The sequence below is a fragment of the Corynebacterium diphtheriae genome, assembly GCF_001457455.1.
Classification (GTDB): domain Bacteria; phylum Actinomycetota; class Actinomycetes; order Mycobacteriales; family Mycobacteriaceae; genus Corynebacterium; species Corynebacterium diphtheriae.
The window spans coordinates 2,242,184-2,261,961 of record NZ_LN831026.1; the positions used below are offsets into that span (position 1 = coordinate 2,242,184).

Annotated in this window: 14 protein-coding genes; 2 read left to right on the forward strand and 12 right to left on the reverse strand. The window is 54.0% G+C overall.

Features of this window, described 5'->3' with window-relative positions:
- Together AT687_RS10645 and AT687_RS10650 are read left to right on the forward strand one after the other, a co-directional pair.
- Positions 1-1,044 carry a lysylphosphatidylglycerol synthase transmembrane domain-containing protein gene (locus AT687_RS10645; RefSeq protein ID WP_014319478.1) on the forward strand — a complete coding sequence of 348 codons (1,044 nt, stop codon included), beginning with the start codon at positions 1-3 and terminating at the stop codon, positions 1,042-1,044.
- A complete protein-coding gene (locus AT687_RS10650; protein WP_014319479.1) occupies positions 1,041-1,397 on the forward strand; it encodes a DUF3054 domain-containing protein in 357 nt (118 codons plus the stop codon). Before AT687_RS10645 ends, AT687_RS10650 begins: the two co-directional genes overlap by 4 nt.
- A 312-nt stretch (positions 1,398-1,709) precedes the next feature.
- On the opposite strand, the gene AT687_RS12510 is transcribed toward AT687_RS10650, so the two are convergent.
- From AT687_RS12510 to AT687_RS10695, 12 genes are all read right to left on the reverse strand, one after another.
- Entirely contained in the window at positions 1,710-1,886 is a 177-nt protein-coding gene (locus AT687_RS12510; protein ID WP_021335255.1) for a hypothetical protein, read from the reverse strand.
- Between the two features lie 612 nt (positions 1,887-2,498).
- Positions 2,499-4,730, reverse strand: a complete 2,232-nt coding sequence (locus AT687_RS10655; RefSeq protein WP_227889295.1) for a VaFE repeat-containing surface-anchored protein — start codon at positions 4,728-4,730, stop codon at positions 2,499-2,501.
- Positions 4,727-4,981, reverse strand: coding sequence for a SpaA isopeptide-forming pilin-related protein (locus tag AT687_RS13225; protein WP_014319482.1), 255 nt, complete (start codon positions 4,979-4,981; stop codon positions 4,727-4,729). Before AT687_RS13225 ends, AT687_RS10655 begins: the two co-directional genes overlap by 4 nt.
- A 404-nt stretch (positions 4,982-5,385) precedes the next feature.
- Positions 5,386-5,592 carry a hypothetical protein gene (locus AT687_RS12815; protein ID WP_014319483.1) on the reverse strand — a complete coding sequence of 69 codons (207 nt, stop codon included), beginning with the start codon at positions 5,590-5,592 and terminating at the stop codon, positions 5,386-5,388.
- 261 nt (positions 5,593-5,853) lie between these two features.
- The gene (locus AT687_RS12710; RefSeq protein ID WP_014319484.1) at positions 5,854-6,528 is read right to left on the reverse strand and encodes an EndoS/ChiA family endoglycosidase; all 675 of its coding nucleotides are present in this window, start codon (positions 6,526-6,528) and stop codon (positions 5,854-5,856) included.
- A gap of 155 nt (positions 6,529-6,683) precedes the next feature.
- Positions 6,684-8,234, reverse strand: a complete 1,551-nt coding sequence (locus AT687_RS10665; RefSeq protein ID WP_014307487.1) for an acyl-CoA carboxylase subunit beta — start codon at positions 8,232-8,234, stop codon at positions 6,684-6,686.
- An 11-nt stretch (positions 8,235-8,245) separates the two neighbouring features.
- Complete coding sequence (gene pks13, locus AT687_RS10670) at positions 8,246-13,006, reverse strand: polyketide synthase Pks13 (protein WP_014319485.1); 4,761 nt, start codon at positions 13,004-13,006, stop codon at positions 8,246-8,248.
- Positions 13,007-13,104: 98 nt separating this feature from the next.
- A complete protein-coding gene (locus AT687_RS10675; protein WP_014302508.1) occupies positions 13,105-14,919 on the reverse strand; it encodes a FadD32-like long-chain-fatty-acid--AMP ligase in 1,815 nt (604 codons plus the stop codon).
- Between the two features lie 74 nt (positions 14,920-14,993).
- On the reverse strand, positions 14,994-15,905 hold the full coding sequence (locus tag AT687_RS10680) for a cutinase family protein (protein WP_014319486.1): 912 nt from the start codon (positions 15,903-15,905) through the stop codon (positions 14,994-14,996).
- Between the two features lie 5 nt (positions 15,906-15,910).
- The gene (locus AT687_RS10685; protein WP_014319487.1) at positions 15,911-16,426 is read right to left on the reverse strand and encodes a hypothetical protein; all 516 of its coding nucleotides are present in this window, start codon (positions 16,424-16,426) and stop codon (positions 15,911-15,913) included.
- The gene (locus AT687_RS10690; RefSeq protein ID WP_014319488.1) at positions 16,426-18,342 is read right to left on the reverse strand and encodes an alpha/beta hydrolase-fold protein; all 1,917 of its coding nucleotides are present in this window, start codon (positions 18,340-18,342) and stop codon (positions 16,426-16,428) included. The genes AT687_RS10685 and AT687_RS10690 overlap by 1 nt, the downstream gene beginning before the upstream one ends.
- A 182-nt stretch (positions 18,343-18,524) precedes the next feature.
- Positions 18,525-19,766, reverse strand: a complete 1,242-nt coding sequence (locus tag AT687_RS10695) for a glycosyltransferase family 87 protein (protein ID WP_021335260.1) — start codon at positions 19,764-19,766, stop codon at positions 18,525-18,527.
- Positions 19,767-19,778: the final 12 nt, after the last annotated feature.

Consider the following 19,778-nt stretch of genomic DNA (forward strand, 5'->3'; position numbering starts at 1 on the left):
ATGCAGATCCTGAACAACAAGTGGGTGCGATTTCTGTTCCCCCTTGTTGTTCTGGTGATCGCAGCGTTTCTTCTTCGAAACAAAATGCCCTTCCTTGCAGAGGGCTACACCCAGGTCCTAGCCGCCAACAACACTGGCCTCTTCCTCGCCATCGTCGCCGTGGTGATCTCCATCGTCTCGATGGCAGGAGTCATGCGGCAACTCTTAGGGGCCGGCGGCAGCCACGTGAGCCTGCTACGGACCACAGAGCTGACTTTCATTGCCAACTCATGGTCCGGCACCTTCCCTGGCGGCGCTGCGATCTCTACCGTGTACCAATTCCGCACCATGCGGGCCTGGGATGTGAGCGTAGTAGTCAGCTCATGGTTCATCGTTGTTTCCGGTGCGCTATCCACCCTATGGCTCGTCGCCCTAGGTCTTGTCGCCGTACTTTTCCTCGGCGCGCACTTCAGCGTGATACCGCTTATTAGCACCGCAGCACTCATGATTGGGCTGTCGATCCTGCTGTTCGCAGCCACCAACAATCCTCGGCATGCCTCAGCGGTTTCCTGCAGTATCGTTCGAGCCTTTAACCGCCTTACCCGCGCCGACCACGAGCGATGGATCCCCACAGTCAAAGCCCAAGTTGGTCAACTGCACGCCGTGACGCTCACCCCAGGGCGATTCGCCGTTGCCTCCCTGTTTTCCCTCTGCAACTGGCTTTTTGAGATCCTCGCACTGTGGCTGTGTATCTGGGCAGTCACCGACACCCTGCCAGGACTCGAACGCGTCGGCGAAATCCCCTCAATCCTCGGCGTGGTGCTCGCATTCGTCACCGCCAAGATCGTCGGTACTGCCCAAATCACCCCCGCCGGCCTAGGCCCCGTTGAGGCCGCCATGACCGCCAGCCTCGTGGCCGTCGGCATGCCCGCCGCCAGCGCCTTCGCCTCCGTCTTCGTTTTCCGAATTATTGCATTTGCGCTGATCACCATCGCAGGCTGGGTCATCTACTTCATCTCCATCGCCCGCGGTGGTTTGCGGGCATATCAAAGGAGCACCCCATGAAATACTTAGCTAATGACGTCCTCGCCGCCCTCATCTTCGCCATCCTCGCCCGCGCCGCGCACGGTGGCCTCGAAATCGCCCACATCCTAGACACATGGTGGCCTTTTACCATCGGCACCATCCTCGGCTGGATAATCCAAAGAGGAAAACAGCCACTTACTTTTACTCATGGCGCTGTCATATGGGTCAGTACTGCCGCAACTGGTCTCATTTTCTGGGGCTTACGGCATGGCGCCATTCCTCACTGGTCTTTCGTTATCGTCGCAACAGTAATGTCCGGCATTCTTCTCCTTGGTTGGCGCGGCCTTGTTGCCCTATTTTTCCACTATAGAAATAAACCCAAAAAGTCTTAGTTTTTCATATAAAAATGACTCTTCCGGTTTTAGAATGCACTGATTAGTTCGCCGAGAGTTCGGGCATGGCACAAGATATTAGGGTCCTTGGCTTTGTAGAAATAAGGGTGTCTAATCCATCCAAAACCAAGGACCTACCGTGCAACCTAACGGAAATGTCATCGTCGATACCATCTGCCGCACCGCAGAACTAGGAGAAACTATCACCAAGGCCACAGAACATGGCGGTAGTTACCGTCATCGAAGCCGAGCCCATCGAGTCCATCAATGAATGCCCCACGTGCGGGCAGTCTGGAGTATTGCGCGACCACGTCATCCGCAGCCTAGCTTCTTGACGTTGTCCCAGAAAGAAACACTGACGCGTTTTGCGAACATGGCGGAATAATCACAGCGAAGTTTCGTGATCAGGTCTAAATCATCAGCATGGACGGTCTCCAAGGCTATGCCACCGCCGCCGGCGAAGTCATTTTCAACACCACCCCAAGTCATAGACCCCGTTCCACGTTGTACGCCTAGCCGGTGACAAGCCCCGTGGGCGGCTTGAAAAACTGTTTGACTTCGACGATGACTACGCGCTGCTACAACAGACCTGGAACTACTACCAACAAGCAAGCAGCTAGGAAGGAGCATAAACAAGCGCTGCAAGGACATCCTCGCCTACATCCGACACAAAATCAATGCACTCTAAAACCGGAAGAGCCACTAAACGGGGGTATTTCGAAGGATTTTTCTCCGAACTTCACACCAAATCGCAAGAAAACCGGCCGTTTGGGCAGATTTGGTGTGAAGTGCCGTCTTTTTCGGGGGTGAGCGGGGGTGGCACACCCACCAACGCCAGCCAAACCATGGTTGTGAAAACGTCCCACTCCTCACAGAGCCACGCCGGAACCCCGGCGAACTAATCAATGCACTCTAAAACCGAAAAAGCCCGAATAACTCGCTTTCACCAATTTGGGATTATGTAGACCAACTTTTGGAAAAGAAGAATGTGGAAGGGTACGAATCAGAGCGTAATAAGGTTTAAGTTCTATATGTAAGGTGGGTGTGGGCATACATCTGAAGTGTATGCCCACACCCACCTTACATATAGGTTAGTCGATACTAGTTTTTACGACGCCAGCTGACCAACCCGAATCCAGCTAGAGTAAACAGGATTGCAGCAATCAGAAGTCCTAGAATGCTTGCACCAGTTTTAGCTAGCATATTCGAACCCTTGCCTGTCTTTTCTTGCGACTTATCAGCATTTGAAGGTACTGAAGTCGGTGCAACACTTGGTTGTGTACTTGGTTTTGGGCTCGGGTGAACATTTGATGAACCAGTGCCAGGTGCTGAACTACCATTACCGGAAATTAAACCGATAATGCCTGCTCCGATAACGGCTCCCGCGGCCCATATTTCCCATCCAGAGCTTTCTTTCAGAGAAGCCACAGAAACAGTTTGGGAAGCTGACTTGATATCCGTATGCGTAGCAACCTCAAAACCGCCATCGTCCCTGAGAGTTTCGAATACGACTAGATCTTTTCCAGCGAATCCTGGACCCAGGATAAATTCAAGCTCTACCTCACCATCAGTACCCTCTGCGGTGAATGTCTTTTGTGAGGTAATACCTGTGCCTTTCTGGGTTTCTTTATCCATCAGTTCGCCAGAAATAGTATAGGTATTTCCAGTCTTTAGGCCTTTATAAGTTACAACGTCAACAACTGTGCCACCATCAGCAGGTATAATCTTTCCTTTATTGACGTCGTCTTTATTGTAAGCCTGTGTGGAGATATTCTTTGGTGTATAGGCACTATCAACAACGATCGTTTGTGAGGCAGAATCAATATCTGCATGGCGCACTACATAAGGTGTGTCTTCTTTGATCTCTTTACCGTTAACCTCATAAATAGTTTCGAAAACAACGATAGACTTTCCTGCTAAGGATGTATCTACGTCGAACTTCATAATATGTTCGCCGTTGGCAGCTTCAGGCGTGAAGGTGTCGATCTTTACTACATCAAGAGATTCCTTAGTGGTCTTATCCATCAACTCGCCTTTAACACGGTACTGCTTACCTGGTACCAAGCCTTCATAGCGGATCGCATCTGCAATAGTTCCGCCAGTTGTTTCCAACGTGTTGTCCCAACGAGGAGCATCCGCATCATAAGCGTTTGTATTCAAAGTAACTTGACCATCGACAACAGTAATCACATTGTTGTCATCACCTTGGACCCGAGCTTCTAAAACAGCTTCCCCATCACGCTCACCAGCAGTCTTAACCTCACCCAACGTAACAACACCACGATAATCAACCTCAAACTCAAACGTAGTGATGACCTTCAACGGAGCAGGAGCAAAAGTTTCTTCCAACTTGTACTTACCAGCCGCAAGCTTCACCGTATGAGCATCATCCGCCTCCGTCACCCACTCAGCAGGAGTGTTATCCTGCAAATCCATAGCAACCTCAGGCTTCTTTGAAGACTCTGCATCACCCTTCAAAATACGAAGCTTCGCACCAACAACACCCGTACCGCCCAAGTCCACTTTCGAAATGAGAACCTCATGCTCCTTAGGCATCAACGGGGCTTTCCGGTCAATCATCTCAATAACGGGAAGTACCGACTTAGGATTAGTCCGTGTACCTACAAAATTTTGGAATTTATTATCGCTCGTTACATACAGAGGAGTCCTCATATCATCGGGGACTTTCTCGTCTCCTTCAGCATAGGCAATTAAGGCTTCGTAGGCTTCCTTTATTTTTGCATTTTCAGGGTCCAAAATTCCCGCAAAACCATGCGTATTCTCCGAATTACGTCCTTCTTTAGCTACTACTTCCTCTAATTCCTCAAGACCAAAAGAATCAGTAAAGTAATAAATAGCCATTTGAGTAATTGTACGGAAAGCGGTAGGAGTCAAGTCACCCTTGAATTTTTTGGAATCTTTTGGATGTCCAGCGTAAATTACACGTTGGATGGCATCACCGAATTTTTGGGGGTCTTTGATCCTTGGCTTCGTTGCGTGCTTAATCAAAGTCTCCGCGCCATACTGAGCTTTGAAAGTCGGAACAGTTTCCCACGAATTATAGGATGCACCGTAATCAGAAGAATCTAACGGTTGTTTTCGGCCAAGGTTAAAGCAATAAATAATCTCATCAGCGTTTGCCGATTTATTTTCATGATCACGATCGATATAATAGAACTTCCCGAAAGACGTTGTACCCCAAGAATAATCATAATGTTCAAAATCATTATAAGCTTTTAATGGCTTTGAATCTTCTGAAACAAACTTCTTGACTTCACTCCAATTCTCACCATTTTTGAGAAGTACTTTATCGTTTTTGACTTTGAATACTATATTCGAAGCTTTTCCGTAACCCTCTGGAGCTTTTTCTCAACTAGGGTATAAGTGCCTTCGCCCAAAGAGAGATCTTTAGCTGGACCAGTCGTCCACGTAGCTATTGCTTTCGTGGAATCAGGTACTTCTTCCTCAGCGTAGTCTCCGTTATATACAGCAAGTTCAGCACCTGGGAGTTCTTTACCGTTGTTCTCTTCAGTAAACTTACTGATCCTGATTTTCTTTTCAGAAAGCCCCCCCCTCGTTATCAACAGCGACAGCTCTCACGGAAGCAAACACCAACGACGCGATAATCACGACAAAAATGATCGAGCTTCGGAAGATGTCCCCTGAGCTTAATCTAAGGTCAAGCGGCAAATGAATCTTCATTTTCTCTCTTTCCATTTGTAGATCAACTGTCTAATCTTAACAGGCTATCTACATATAATTAGGAGAAATGAAAATCTCTAAGTAAAACTACCCCTTTTCGTGCTAATGTATCCGGATGAAAATAAAAATTAGCCCTACATTAAGAGTCAGTGTTAATTGCACTCTTCGCACTTAGTAAAGTCAAAAAACAACAGCAAGAATTATAGGGATAGACACGAGAATCTAATGGAGCCGGCGCGGTTGCCATTACATCCCATATATCTAAGCCCCGTAAGATGTGTAGTATTTAGCACATAAAGCTACTACGCCATCCGAAGAAAGCAACTGCCCCTGCTGCGATAACGGACATCACGATAGCAAAAACGCTGCGGTTACCCGATGGCCGCTTCTGTTCTTCATCGCTACCGGAGCCTTTTTCATTAGGTTCCCCATCATTGGCATGAGGAGCGGATTTCTGCTCCAGCTTTACCAAGTCTTGTCGCGCCTTATCCAATAGTTCTTCTATTTCCTCGAAGGTACGCGCCTTATCTACTTGCGCAGTAAAAGTAGTCGAGACTGATGGATACTTGCTGCTTATTACACGCTTTGCTTCATCTTGTGCCTTGCTAAAAGCTGCTGGTTGAGCCAGCGCTACACCGCGCTTAGTAAACGAAAAATCAGTTTCTTTGACATTGTTAAGGTCATCTTCTCCATAGGTGCGTCCATCGCGATCAATAGCGTAGACAAACGCGCCGCCTTTTTCTCCGCCTGCTGGCTACCAAGCTGCCACCTCCATTGCTTTAGATGAATCGACATCACCAATGGCGGTTTCAAAACGATTAACCGTATCATCTTCTTCAGGATGCGCGTACCCTGGCACAAATTGACAAGAGCTTAAGGTATTTCTAGAGGCATTCCACAATTGATCAATTTCTGCCCCACCGCTCTTATATGTTTGAGGAAATACATAGTCAACAAGCTCGGCGACCACACGAATTTGAGAACGTTCAACGTCATCAAAAGTATCGTAAATTAGGAATTTATAGCCGGAATCATCCTTCTTTTTCCCTTGGTTAACATCCGCTTTAGGGCCAAGAAGTTCCGACAGTGCCGCCATGATTTTCCGGATACGCCATACATCTTCTCGGCGCGAATGCCAGTTACGTTCTAGGCGTAAAACCTCCATGACCACATCTAAGCCATCAAGGTTATGCGCATCCACATATTCCTTCTTGATTTTTTCTGCAACCTGCCGATAACCTTTAGCGTCAGCTTTCGCCCCTACCGCCCGCAAAGAGGCAGTTTCTTTTAAGAGCTCCGTAGCAGAAATAGTACGGACAACTCGTGTACCACGTCGTTGCAACTCAGGGTGATATACCTCATCAAAGGTTTTCCAAAATTCGGCGTCACTTTGATAATGGTCATTACCGGCATGAAAAAGAGAAACCATGTTGACATGTTTAGGGATATCAGTCAACGCAATTTTATTTGCTCTATTTGGTTTATCCGCCTATAACCATCGAGGTTGCCACAGCCAAGGACGCAGCATAACGGCAAATTTTCACTAGTTCTCCTTAAAATCAGTGAAAATAATAATAAATTCGCCTACATCGGTGCGATGGTGTGCTTCTTAGGCAGATCGTGAACGTCCTTAGTCTCCAGCTGACGCAGGGCACGTCGCAACGCAATGCGCGTCTCGTGCGGCTGAATCATGGCGTCAATGTAGCCGCGCTCTGCCGCAACATAAGGCGACGTCATATTTTCGTCATAGAAGTCCATGAACAGCTTCTTCATCATGGCGCGCTGCGCAGGATCTTCCACAGCAGCCAACTGCTTACCCTGAATCATCACCGAAGCGGCAGCAGCACCCATTACTGCGATCTGGGCAGTAGGCCACGCCAAGTTGATATCACCGGAAAGGTTCTTAGACCCCATCACCGCATAAGCTCCGCCATAAGCCTTACGCACGATAAGAGAAATTTTCGGCACAGTGGCCTCTACCAGCGCGAAGGCCAGCTTTGCGCCACGGTGAATCAAACCAACCTTTTCTTGTTCCACACCAGGAAGATAACCAGGGGTGTCCACAACGAAGAGGATTGGGATGTTGTAAGCGTCGCAAATGCGGATAAAGCGAGCCGCCTTATCGGCCGCATCGGCGTCGATACACCCTGCGTATTCCAGCGGTTGGTTAGCAACCACACCCACGCTGCGGCCGTCGATACGCGAGAAGCCCACAATGATGTTGGGGGCAAAGTTCGGCTGAATCTCAAGGAAATCATCCTCGTCGAAGATCAACTTGAGCAGCGAATGCATATCATAGCCAGCATTGGTGTCATCCGGCATGAAAGTATCCAAGCTGTGATCCGCCGCCATGATGTCCTCATCCGAGGGCGCCCAATACTCAGGGTTAGGATCATTGCAGGTAAGCGGCAAATGCTGCAGCAAATCATGCACATAGTTAAAGGCATCATCCTCATCGGCAGCCACATACGACACGTTGCCGTTGAGTTCCTGCTGACGCGCAGAACCCAGATCATGAGAAGTGATGTCTTCACCCGTGACTTCCTTAATCACAGCAGGGCCAGTGACATACATTTCCGCGCGACCATCCACAGCCACCACAAAATCAGTGGTCACAGGAGCATATACAGCACCGCCGGCAGACTTACCCATCATGATGGAAATCTGCGGGCTACGGCCACTCAATGGCAACTGACGACGCGAAATCTCAGAGTACATAGCCAGCGAAGTAACAGCGTCCTGGATACGAGCACCACCAGAATCCTGGATACCAATCACAGGGCATCCAATCTTGATGGCCATATCCATGACCTCACATACCTTGCGGCCAAACGTCTCGCCCACCGAACCACCGTAGACGGTCTTGTCATGGGCATAGATGGCCACGGGACGGCCGTCGATACGACCATAGCCAGTAACAACACCGTCACCGTAAGGGGCGTCGGGCTCACCTGGAGTACGACCTAAAGCACCGATTTCTACGAAAGAGCCAGCATCTAGAAGACGGTTAATACGCTGGCGGGGGGTTGTAAAACCAGCCTCGTCGCGCTTAGCCCGCGCCCGCTCACTACCTGGATCCTGCGCCTTTTCTAGGCGCGCCCGAAGGTCAGCGAGCTTTTCCGCAGTCGTACTCACAGTCCAATCTCCTACTTACCCTGTAGCTGTTCAATCCTGTTGGTGAGCGCCACACCAACCTTACCGATCTCCGGCTCATCCACCACTGCTAGGTGGTCGCCAGATAGTTGGATGATCACCAAATCTTCAACGATAGCCGACCATCCGCCATCAGGCTCAATCTCAGCGTACGCGGGTTCCAGCTCAATAGCCCCATCATGCATACGCTCAGCACGGAACAACATCACCGGAATCTTCACATTTGCCCAGCGCTGCATGTCCATACGATCCAAAATGCGGTTGTCTACAAAGGAAGCACGCTGGTGCTCCAGCACACCCGCCGACAAACCGTGCTCTGTAGCATCAGTGGTGGACAAGAACTCCGCCATCATCGCCAATAGCGCATCTTCACCAGCGGTTTCCAGCAGCTCATAGGGCACTGGGAAATCAAGACCATAGGTCTTCTTAGCAAACGCCGAGTAGCGCTCCCAACGCTTAACCGTTTCTTTCTTAGTATCCGGCGCCAAATGCGCAGGCTGCACGGTGTCCAGCAAAGCAATCGTTGCGATCTCCACGTCGGAATCCTGCAGCTGGTAAGCCACCTCATAAGCCAACGCGCCACCGAAGCTCCAACCGCCCAAAATGATGGGCAGGCCATCGGAGTACTGCTTGATCTCATCAAGGTAAGCTGCGGCGCGTTCCTCTAACGAGCCTTCACGACGCTCCACACCGTAGACAGGAACGTCCGCAGGCAACCGACGCATCAGCGGCTGGTACACCACAGAACTACCGCCGGCTGGGTGGAACATGAACACAGCTGGTTGCGTGGAGCCCTCAGGGCGGGCACGCAGCACACGGATGTTGCCCTCCACATCGGTTTCTAATCCCTCGCGCACAATGTTGGCCAAAGGTTCAAGCGTTTCCGCCTGCTGCACCTGCTCCGCAGACATCGCAACACCGGCACGCTCTGTGAGGCGCTCTGCGATTTCTCGAGCCTGCTCCTCAGTGATCTCCGGCAAAGTGCTGGTCACCCCGGCTGCCGCAGCCCCTGTAATACCGGCCCATGTAGCAAAGACCAAACGTTCGGAAGCATCACGTGGCGCCACGCCCACCTCATGGGATTCCGCGGCGGTAGCAGTGTGCTCGATAGCGATTTCAGTTTCGATGGGCTGGGCTGCGCCACGGTCGGCAACGAGTTCCTCCAGAAGAGCAACCACGTCTGCAACAGAAGCATCGCGCAGGGTTTGTACCTGCAGCGGCGGAATCTGGAAGTCATGCTCCACACGGTTCTTAATGCGCATGCCCATCAGGGAGTCCAAGCCCAGATCGATCAGTGGCAGCTCGCGGGGAAGATCCGCAACGTCATAGCCCATGGCCTCAGAAACGATAGCGCGCAGGCGCTCCTCCACAGTCTCCGTGGCGGGATCCCACAACAGGTTATCGGGCACCTCCGGGGCTTCTACCTCAACTACTGTGCCTACCACCGAATCAGGAGCAACCTCAGCGGCTGGGGGATGCGGGGCACTAAGCGTGGTGGCAAATGCCTCGGCGATCTGCTGGGTTTGGCCGTCAATCACGCGGTAAACCACCACTGCCACACCGCCAACATTCGGGGTAGCAACAGTGGTCAGCTCACCGGTTGCGGGCAGCGTTGCGGTTTCAGAAATCGCGAGCACCTGCGCGCCTGGTTGTACGGAGGTGACGGTAGCGTCGATAAGCGCTGCGGTGGACGGCACCTGATCGGCGACCATCGTAAACGCCTGCGCGCCACCTGGCAGCGTAACCTTCGTGCCCGGCATCGCAACACGATTGCTTGACGACGGCCGCGCGGACGTCCAATAATGCTGGCGCTTCCATGGAATATGCGGCGCAGGAATAATCTCCCCATCGCCATACTCGAAGGAAATCGGCGCGCCCGTAACATAAATCTTGGCCAACAGGTCGCGTATCGACGCCACCTCGTCCACCTTGCGCTTCAACGCAAACAACAACTGCGCATCCGACTTACCAACACTAAAGGCGGTGTTCATCATCGGCATCAGCGCAACAGGATTCGGAGAAATCTCCACCAGCATCATGGCTCCATGCGCAAACGCCTGCTCTGTTGCGTCTTGGAACCACACCGACTGACGCGTACAACGCAACCAGTAATCGGTGGTGTGCACCACCGAACCGACAGGATATACAGTCGCACGATCCACCGAGCTATACAGCGGAATGCGCAGTGGTTTCGGCTCAATCATCGAAGTTTCAGCTGCGAGCTCACCCAACAGCGGATCCAAAGCACTTGTGTGGCCTGCGCCCTTCACATTGAGCAAACGCGCAAACTTGCCCTCTGACTCAAGTTTTTCCACCAACTTGATCACGGCCTCACGTGGGCCACCCACAGTGGTCATGCCAGGGGCTGCATACACGGCTGGCTCCACACCGCTGAACTCTGGGTTTTGTTGACGGAACTCCTCCAGCGCCTCCACGGAGAATTCCACCACGGCCATAGCGCCGAGCTGGTCCTCAGGTAGTGACTTTTCGCCCTCGCCCATCAAACGAGCACGGTGGATAGCAATGGTCATCGCATCGTGATCAGACAAGCCGCCGGCGGCGTAGGCCGCAGCGATCTCACCCATCGACATGCCCACAACACCCGCTGGGGTGGCACCAAAGGAAGCCAGCAGATCTGTCAGTGCAATCTGGATGGCAGTGATGGTGACCTGCGCGGTTTCGGTGGTGTAGGTTTCCTCATCGTTGGTGATGATGTCCAGCATGGACCAGCCGGCCTCAAAAACCACCAGCTCGTCGAGCTCCGCGATACGCTGCGCGAACTCCTCGGAAACGCCCAGCAGCTTCTTGGCCATCAAGCGGTGCTGGGAGCCGAAACCGGAGTAAACAAACACGGGTGCGTTGCTGGGGGCGTCGGCCACTGCGATACCCATAGCGGTCTTGCCCTCAGCGACGGTACGCAGGCGTTTGACGGCCTCTTCGGTGGTTTCTGCTGTGACCACAGCGCGGGAGCGGCCATGGTTGCGCTTTGCGGTCGAGCGCGCCACTTTGGGCAGGTCGCTGTCGGGGCGACCCTCGAGGAAGTCGGCCAGCGCGGCGGCTGCTTCACGACGTCGCGACGGCAGCAATCCCGACACCTCAAGGGTGACAGCATTCGGGTTGTCTGGGTCGATCAGGCTCGGAGCGTGACGACGCTCCGCATCAGCCGCCGGCTCATACGAGCTCAGCACAACGTGCGCATTGGTGCCGCCAAAACCGAATCCGGACACACCGGCGATCTTCTTGCCGGAATACTCAGGCCATTCGCGTGGATCTTCCACGACCTCGAGGTGCTCGGCATCAAAATCGACGTAGCGGTTCGGACCAGCGAAATTCAGGGACGCTGGCAGCGTGTTGTTCATCATCGACAACACGACCTTGATCAGGCCCGCAGCGCCAGCAGCCGATTCGGAGTGACCAAAGTTGGTCTTAGCAGAACCCAGCAAAGTAGGGGTTGCTGCGTCACGGCCAGGGCCTAGGACCTTACCGAGTGCGGTTGCTTCGATCGGGTCACCCAAGATGGTGCCGGTTCCATGTGCTTCCACGTAGTCCACGTAGCGTGGGTCAATACCAGCGTCGGCGTAAGCGCGTTGCAGCACATCGACCTGTGCGTCTGGATTAGGGGCGGTCAGACCGTTGGAGTGTCCGTCGGAGTTCACCGCGGAGCCCTTAATCACAGCAAGGATGGTATCGCCATCGGCGACCGCGTCCTCAACGCGCTTGAGCACGAGCACGCCGGCGCCGTCGGAACGCACGAAGCCATCGGCGTCGTCGGAAAACGCGTGGATCTTGCCCGTTGGGCTAAACACGCCAAGTTCGCCAAAGCTGGTAGACACGAATGGTGCCGCCATGATGTTCACGCCACCGGAGACAGCAACATCAGCGTCGCCCTCACGCAGTGCACGCACCGCTTGGTGGACCGATACCAGCGACGAGGAGCACGCCGTATCCACGCTTACCGACGGGCCACGGAAGTCGAAGGCATAGGACACACGGTTAGCCACAATCGAGCTGGCATTACCCGTCATCGCATAGGGGTGCGACTCGGCTGGATCAGCACCGATCAACATACCGTAGTCATTATTGGAAGAACCGAAGAACACACCCACCGGCTTGCCCTTAAGCGAGGATGCCGGAATGTGCGCGTGCTCAAGAGCCTCCCATGTCAGCTCCAACATGATGCGCTGCTGCGGATCGATATTGACTGCTTCCAGCGGAGATAGTCCAAAGAACTCTGCATCAAAGAAAGCAATGTCGTCTAAGTAGCCGCCCCGTAAATCGGTATTAGCTATGTTTTCGCTGGTGACCTCGTCAGCAGCATATTCCGACCAACGGCCCTCCGGCAGGTCGGTGATACCGTCGCGGCCCTCAATGAGCATCGACCACATTTGATCGATGTCATGTGCGCCAGGGTAACGGGCAGCCATACCCACGATAGCGATGTCATGGGACGCGGTGCGCTGAGTTTCCCGCTGTGTAAAGACAGGGGTGGCCGCCTCAGGAGCACCCTCGATCAGACGCTGGCTCAGCGCCGCGATCGTCGGGTACTCATAAGCGATGGTCGCGTCGAGTTTGACGCCCAAGAGGTTTTCTAATTCCCCGGAAAGTAGCACCACGTCACGGGAGGAAAGCCCAAAAGATTGCATCGGTTTATCATCGGTGATTTCTTCCGCGGGCAAACCTGTAGTGGCTAGGACCCAATCTCGCAGCCATGTGCGTAGCTGCGAAGTGGTCATAGCCGTGACGCGAGAATCCATACTTTAACCTCAGAATATTGCAGACGAGACAGTCGTTCTATTCTATATCGTCTCACGCGTCACAAATGTTTCACGCGCGGGGCAATATCCCAAAAAATCTAGTGGGATTCTTGATACGCCTTCTTATTCACGCGGCGAGCAATCTTGCCGGAGGAAGAACGCAAGATCTCATCTGGGGCCACGATACGGATATCCGCAGGAACCACACCATGAGCCTCCGTGACGGCAGCACGGATAGCGTCGATAGCCTCCGCATCACCAGATGGATCACGATCCAGATCGCGCTCCGCCAAGATGATCAGCTGCTCCACGGCGTCGCCCTCAATAGCAAAGGCAGCCACTGCAGCAGGGCGGATGTGCTCAGAAGCATGATCCACCGTGTACTCAATATCCTGCGGATAGTGGTTACGACCCGCAATAATCACAAGATCCTTCAAACGACCCGTGATGTAGAGTTCACCGTCCACAATCACACCAAGGTCACCGGTCGCCATCCACTTCGTGGACTCCTCCGGCACACCTGCCGCACGGGAGTTCTCCAAACGACCAGCCAAGGTGTTGTGGAACGTCTCTGCGGTATCTTCTGGACGATCCAAGTAGCCAGCAGCCATGTTCTCACCATGCGCCCACAGCTCACCAATAGTGCCATCTGCAACCTCGGTGCGCGTCTCAGGATCCACGATGACCAAGTTCTGTGGGCGCACAACCTGCCCCACACCGGTCAACGCCACTGCGTTATCGCCCTTGTCGACGATCACCGCACGGTTTGCAGCCAACTGCTCACGATCAAAGTAAGAAATCACAGGGCGCTGCGGGGTCTGCGGGGTAGTTACCAGCAGTGATGCCTCAGCAAGGCCATACGACGGGCGCATGTTCTGCCTATTCAAACCATAAGGCCCGAACGTCTCAGCGAATGCCTCCACAGCCTTTTCGGTTACTGGCTCCGAACCAATAATCAGGCCCTCAACAGCAGAAAGATCCAAGCCCTCAGAAGGCGTTGCATAACGTGCAGCAAGCTCGAGTGCGAAGTTCGGAACCACAGCGTAGACCGCGTTATCGCCCTCACGACGATCAAGCTGGTCAATCCAACGCTTTGGCTGCTGAATGAAGTCGCGTGGCGACATCATCTCGAACTCCAAGCCCAACAACGTAACAAACACGGCCAAGATGATGCCCATGTCATGGTGCAGCGGCAGCCACGACACCAAACGCAGCGGAGTCTTCAACTGAGCCGCGGCGAAAATCTGCAGCACGTTGGTCACGATCGAACGGTTGGTCAGTACCACACCGGCAGGGGTGCGGGTAGAACCTGAGGTGTACTGCAAGAATGCTGGCAGATCAACAGGGTTGATCGCAGCAGCAGCCATCGACGGCGTAGGGATCTGATAGCTTTGCGCAAGCGTATCCGGCAGCGAATCAATGGAGATAATACGAGGGCGCTGTGCACCTGGCAGCGCAGAGAAGAAACGACGAACCGCCGCAGCCGACGCATTGTTCGTCAGCACGATAGCTGGCTGCGCGTCAGCCATCACAGCGGTGAGGTGATCGGCATGCCCTGGCTCCGAAGGATCATACAGCGGAACAGGCACCAGACCCGCATACAAAGCGCCGATAAAGCCAAAGAGGTACTCAGGGCTGTTGTTAGCCAAAATAGCTACACGGTCCCCAGGCTGTGCCACCTGCTGGAGGCGTGCTGCCACCGACTTAATGCGAGTGTTGATCTCGCGGCGGTTGTAGTCACGAGCCACGCCACCTTCAGTACTGTAATCCCAGTAGCGCATGCAATGACGATCGCCGCCATCAACATCCGACTGGTAGAACAATTCGCTCAGACCTGCGAGCGTAATTTGTGGCGGTAGCGCAATATTACCCTTGGCGTCAAAGAACTGGCCCATGGCTTTATGCAGATCCATACGTCTCCTTCAAAGTAAATAACGTCCATGCAACATATTGTTTTTGATGACAAAAATGTTACACGGGCGTTGGATTATCCGTCGATAAGCCCTCGGACCCAATCAACAACCCACTGGTTTGTTGTCGTCCCTGGGAACACATTCGGGTTGGTGGCATACAAGGCGTGCACACCATTGGCTTCCACCAGCGCCTGCGCCCGTGCGAGCGCATTGCCCACATCCCGAGGGGCGTCGCAAATCGTGTCATCCGGTGCACAAATCTCCACCGTCTTGGCATCCAACTCACCGAAACCACCCACGCGCGGACCGCGCATCGTAGCACCAGGAACAATCGGCTGGACCAGCAGATTCAGCGGCTGCAAAGCAATCTCTGCTCCCACACCGGCAACCGGATTGCCCACGGCCTGGCCCACACCAGGCTCGCGGCGACCATCAGCAATCAGGGCGACACCCCTGACACGCTCCGCTGGGATAACCCCAGCACCGGTACCAATACGGTTAGCAATATCGCCAACAATCACAGCACCCTGCGAAAAGCCCGCCATCACAAAGTCAGTCTGCGGGCACTCCTTATGCATCCGCACCAACTCGCCCTCCAAAGTCGAAGTGCCTTCCTGACGCGACTCGTCATAAGACATCTCTTCTTGGGAATTGATGTTGCGGAACTGCGCGGTGTACGGCAACGTCCACACCAACACATCCCCCGCGTACTGCTCCTGCAGCGGACGAGAAATGCTCAGCATGAACGACGCCGGATTCGCCATCGGATTCAGGGGGTCGTCGTCACGCGCCGACTCCCACGTACCCGGCGCCGAGATAACCTCAACAGCAGGGCAAGAATCAGGCTGGGATGGCTGCTCACTGCTCGAAGGAGCCGCCGGCGAGCCAGGCTGCTCATCAGAACTCGTGTTCATCCAGCGGACCACACCGGCGAGAATAATCACCAGCACAACCACGGTGGCTACGACCGTCAGAAGTTTTTTCATAACTACTAGCAGTACGCGGATTTCGCAGAACTTTCAATGAGCTTGACCAGCTCATCAAAGTTCTTGGTGGTTCGTTTCTGCTCAATCAGCTGGCCAGCAACCGCCTGAACCGTCGCCGGATTCACGCCATCAGCCTTGCCGCACACGAGGTTACCCAAGCCAACCATCTGGCTTTCTACACCCTCAACCTTTACGCCACCCTTTTCCAAGGACTCGAGGTAACCCTTGTCCTGTTTGGTGGGCTCAAAGCTTTGCTGCGGCACTTCACTGACCTGCTTACCAGGCACGTCGTTTTCCTGCGGTTCGCCCGCCGGACCGCCCATCACAGCGGTAGGCTCGGCACTGCGGCTCGCAGACGTCGACGCCTTAGCGGAATTCGACTCCGAGCTCTTCGCCGCAGCTTTCGACGGCTTGGTCAACGGCGCCACCGAGGAGCTCTGCTCCTCGTCCGTCACTGTTGCTTCACCGCAACCAGCCAGCGCAAGACATGCGACAGCCGCAAGACCCACGGCCCTACGCATTAGCGACGCTCCTCACGGATAACGCCATTGACCTGCGAAATCTTACCGTGCTGGAAGGTTATTTCCTCGCCACCAGCAGGGATCTGAGTGTGGTCGGTCACAGGGAAGCCCAACTCACCCTGCTCCCACTTCTTCACACCCCACGTGTTGAAGATGTCGCCCTTGCGGATGAAGTGTGCTCCGGTAGCAGCAGACCAGTAGATGTTGCCGTGCTCGAACTGCTGGAAAGCACCGCCGTTGATCTTAATCTCATCAGAAACTGGGAAGCCCAGCTCAGACTCAGCGGTCTTCATCTCACGGTACTTCTTAGCGATCTCGCCGCGCAGCCACTGGTTCTTGTTGTCCTTAGTGCGCACCACAAGGCCGCCCTCGAACTCTTGGATAAAGCCGCCAGCTACTTCCTTAGCTTCAGCAACAGGGAAGCCCAAGAAGCCATTCTCCCACTGCTGCTCGCCCCACTTATCCACGATGTCCTTTGGCACGGCAATAGCGCCACGCTCAGGGGACCAATAGATGTTGCCATTTTGGAACTGCACCACGCGAGCGTTGTCCTTGATGGCGAACTCGCTGCTGATGGGGAATCCCAGCCACGACTGCGGACCGCCCATTTCGCTGTAGCGGGCGTTGATACGACCGTAGAGGGCATGTGCACCAGTCGATGGTGACCAGTAAGCGCGACCGCTGACAAAGTCCTCAACCTTACCACCTGGGACGTCGTACTCGTTGTTCACACAGGAGCCCACCTTTCCGGATTTCACGGCCTCAGCAATCGCACCGATTGGAGCACAAGATGCGCCGCGATCAGATTCCGACAAGCCCAGCGCATTAGCCATGTATGGCCATGCCTGAGTCATCTCAAACTGCCAGTAAGGCCAGTCATGCACGCCCGATGGACGGAAGAATGCCTGAACCTCAACACCTGCGCGACGGGCATGAGCAACGAAGGTCTCGGTGGTCATACGAGAGATCACCTCAAGGCCGATACCCGCGTAGCTACCCTTCTTGTTAGCAACCGAACCCGGTTCACCGAAGTCATCGCGTCCGGAACCTGCAGACACATAGGTAGTGATGCCACGAAGTGCCTCAACACCGAGCTTAGGATCGTGGTCGATCCAATCTTGGCTACCGTCAGGTCCCCACATAGCGGTGCTGTCGTAACCACCGGCGTCCTTTTGCGCAGCGCGGATAGCAGCTGGCATACCAATCGAGGTGGTATCCAAGTATCCAGAGAAGGAGCCAACGAACTTAAACAGGTCAGGGCGACGCTCAGCCAAGTTGATGGCAGCCGTACCACCCATGGACAGGCCGACGACAGCGCGGTCGTCGTTAGTGCGGAAACCATTCTTGAGCACAGGGACGAGCTCATTAGTCAGGAATGTTTCCCACTTGTAGTGCTTGCCATTGTTTGGCTGCTGCCAGTCAGAATAGAAAGAAGACTGGCCGCCAACCGGCAAGATCACGTTCACGTTCTTATCAGAGTAGAACTGCTCGATGTTGGTACCAATGGTCCAGCCATTTTCCACATCGGTAGCGCGCAGACCATCAAGGGTCCACACAGATGGGAAGCTGCGGTTAGGATCCTGGAACCAGTCGCGAGCCAAGAGTATTTGAACCTGCACCTGGCCCATAGAAGGAGTGTTCACGTAGACGGCAACACGACGGCCACCGAGCCACTCCACACGATCGACGGATACACCAGCTGGCAGGCCATCAATCTTAGGGTGATCAGTGCGCACTGGGGTGCGCTTCACGCCTTGCTGGTTAAGGTAATCGGTTTGACCACCCAGCAGCCCTGAGCTGCCTGAGCTTTGAGCGTTGGCTGGAACCATAACCGAGGCACCCATTGCCAAAGCAACGGGCACGGCGGCGGTGGCAATCCAGAGGGAACCACGCTTGCGGAATGCGGTGTCGCGCATAAAAAATTCTCCTGAGTGCAGGGGACGCCAACAAAACCCACGAGGCTTCACAGGTTCCCCTCCTGTGAAACGCTCCCAAGTCCCATCGGGTATTCGTCCGTCGTTCAACGTCTACTCGATCCACGTCACAACAGCATGTGGGACCATTGTGACAATCGTGAAACATGAGTCTAGAAGTAACTTTAAGTTGAACTTGAGACTTTATCCAGTGACACTCCGTAAACCCCCACATCTGGTTTCAAATCTTTTTGCAACCCCACCGCAACCACCACGATCACCACACCCGCCAGCATGGCCCCCAAACCATTACCCACAAACGCCAACGGAGTCGACTCCGGATCAAACACCTCGCCCAAAGGTGGCAGCAACAACACCACCGGCAACATCGCGGCAATACGCACCCACTGATAGCGCGTCACCACCCCAGCACCAATCAAGGGCAAAAACGCCAACATCGTGTAATGCGACCACACAATCGACGCCATCGCCGTCACCGTGCACGCCACCACGGTCACCGCCAGGTGATAACGCCACTGCCGTGAAGACCACATCGCCCACGCAAACACCACAGCAATAACAGCACAAATCAGCAGCTTCCACACCACTGCCTCCCCCGCATCACGCACCTCGACCAGCATCTCCGCTTTCCCAGGCTCACTCCACTGCGCCACGACAGAATCCACCGACTGGTTCACCGGTGCCACCAAGGTCTTCGACCCCAACCACCGCAACGTTGTAAACCAATCACGCAATGTTGCCCATGGAACCAGAACCACACTGGCAATAGCCCACGCCGCAGTCCAACCAGCGGCCCACAACGCAGCACGCCTCCGCCACAACAACATCACCGGAATCAAAATCACCGGAGTCAATTTCACCAGCACCGCGCACGACAACAGGAAGCCGGCAAGCCAAGGGCGTCGTAAAGCCAAGCCCACAACCGTCAAGGCGATGATAATGGGGGTAGTCTGGCCGATCCACAGGCTCAACTGAACTGGCAACGATAACCAAATAACTAGCGACGCCGCCACCAGCTTCGTCGCATCAAAACTACCCCACAGCTTCAAACACGCAGCCGCAAATGCCACCACTGCAACACCATTGCACGCAGCCAACAACAGCACACTCTGCTCAAAGCTCAACCACGTTAAAGGCGTGAGCAAATATGCCACCAACGGGTTGTGAACAAATGGGTGCGCATAGGGTGCTAGCTCGGAAATCTCAGCCGCATAGGCCGGCCACACGTCTCCAGAAAAGGACGCAAAATCATTAGGATCCAGAGCATACAGATACTCCGTTTTCCCATCCGCAACCATCCTGGCTGCAATCCATAAACTAGCCCAATCGTCCGGCTGCGCCGAGAAATGAACTCGCACGGCGCTGGCGATACCCACCACGAGGGCCCACAACCACGTAAAACGCATAGAAATAAGAAT

Excerpts from the sequence above, each read along its gene's own strand:
- AT687_RS10645 (WP_014319478.1), top strand. The coding sequence starts at position 1 with ATGCAGATCCTGAACAACAAGTGGGTGCGATTTCTGTTCCCCCTTGTT.
- AT687_RS10650 (WP_014319479.1), top strand. The coding sequence starts at position 1,041 with ATGAAATACTTAGCTAATGACGTCCTCGCCGCCCTCATCTTCGCCATC.
- AT687_RS12510 (WP_021335255.1), bottom strand. The coding sequence starts at position 1,886 with ATGACTTGGGGTGGTGTTGAAAATGACTTCGCCGGCGGCGGTGGCATA.
- AT687_RS12710 (WP_014319484.1), bottom strand. The coding sequence starts at position 6,528 with ATGGTTTCTCTTTTTCATGCCGGTAATGACCATTATCAAAGTGACGCC.
- pks13 (WP_014319485.1), bottom strand. The coding sequence starts at position 13,006 with ATGGATTCTCGCGTCACGGCTATGACCACTTCGCAGCTACGCACATGG.
- AT687_RS10675 (WP_014302508.1), bottom strand. The coding sequence starts at position 14,919 with ATGGATCTGCATAAAGCCATGGGCCAGTTCTTTGACGCCAAGGGTAAT.
- AT687_RS10680 (WP_014319486.1), bottom strand. The coding sequence starts at position 15,905 with ATGAAAAAACTTCTGACGGTCGTAGCCACCGTGGTTGTGCTGGTGATT.
- AT687_RS10685 (WP_014319487.1), bottom strand. The coding sequence starts at position 16,426 with ATGCGTAGGGCCGTGGGTCTTGCGGCTGTCGCATGTCTTGCGCTGGCT.
- AT687_RS10690 (WP_014319488.1), bottom strand. The coding sequence starts at position 18,342 with ATGCGCGACACCGCATTCCGCAAGCGTGGTTCCCTCTGGATTGCCACC.
- AT687_RS10695 (WP_021335260.1), bottom strand. The coding sequence starts at position 19,766 with ATGCGTTTTACGTGGTTGTGGGCCCTCGTGGTGGGTATCGCCAGCGCC.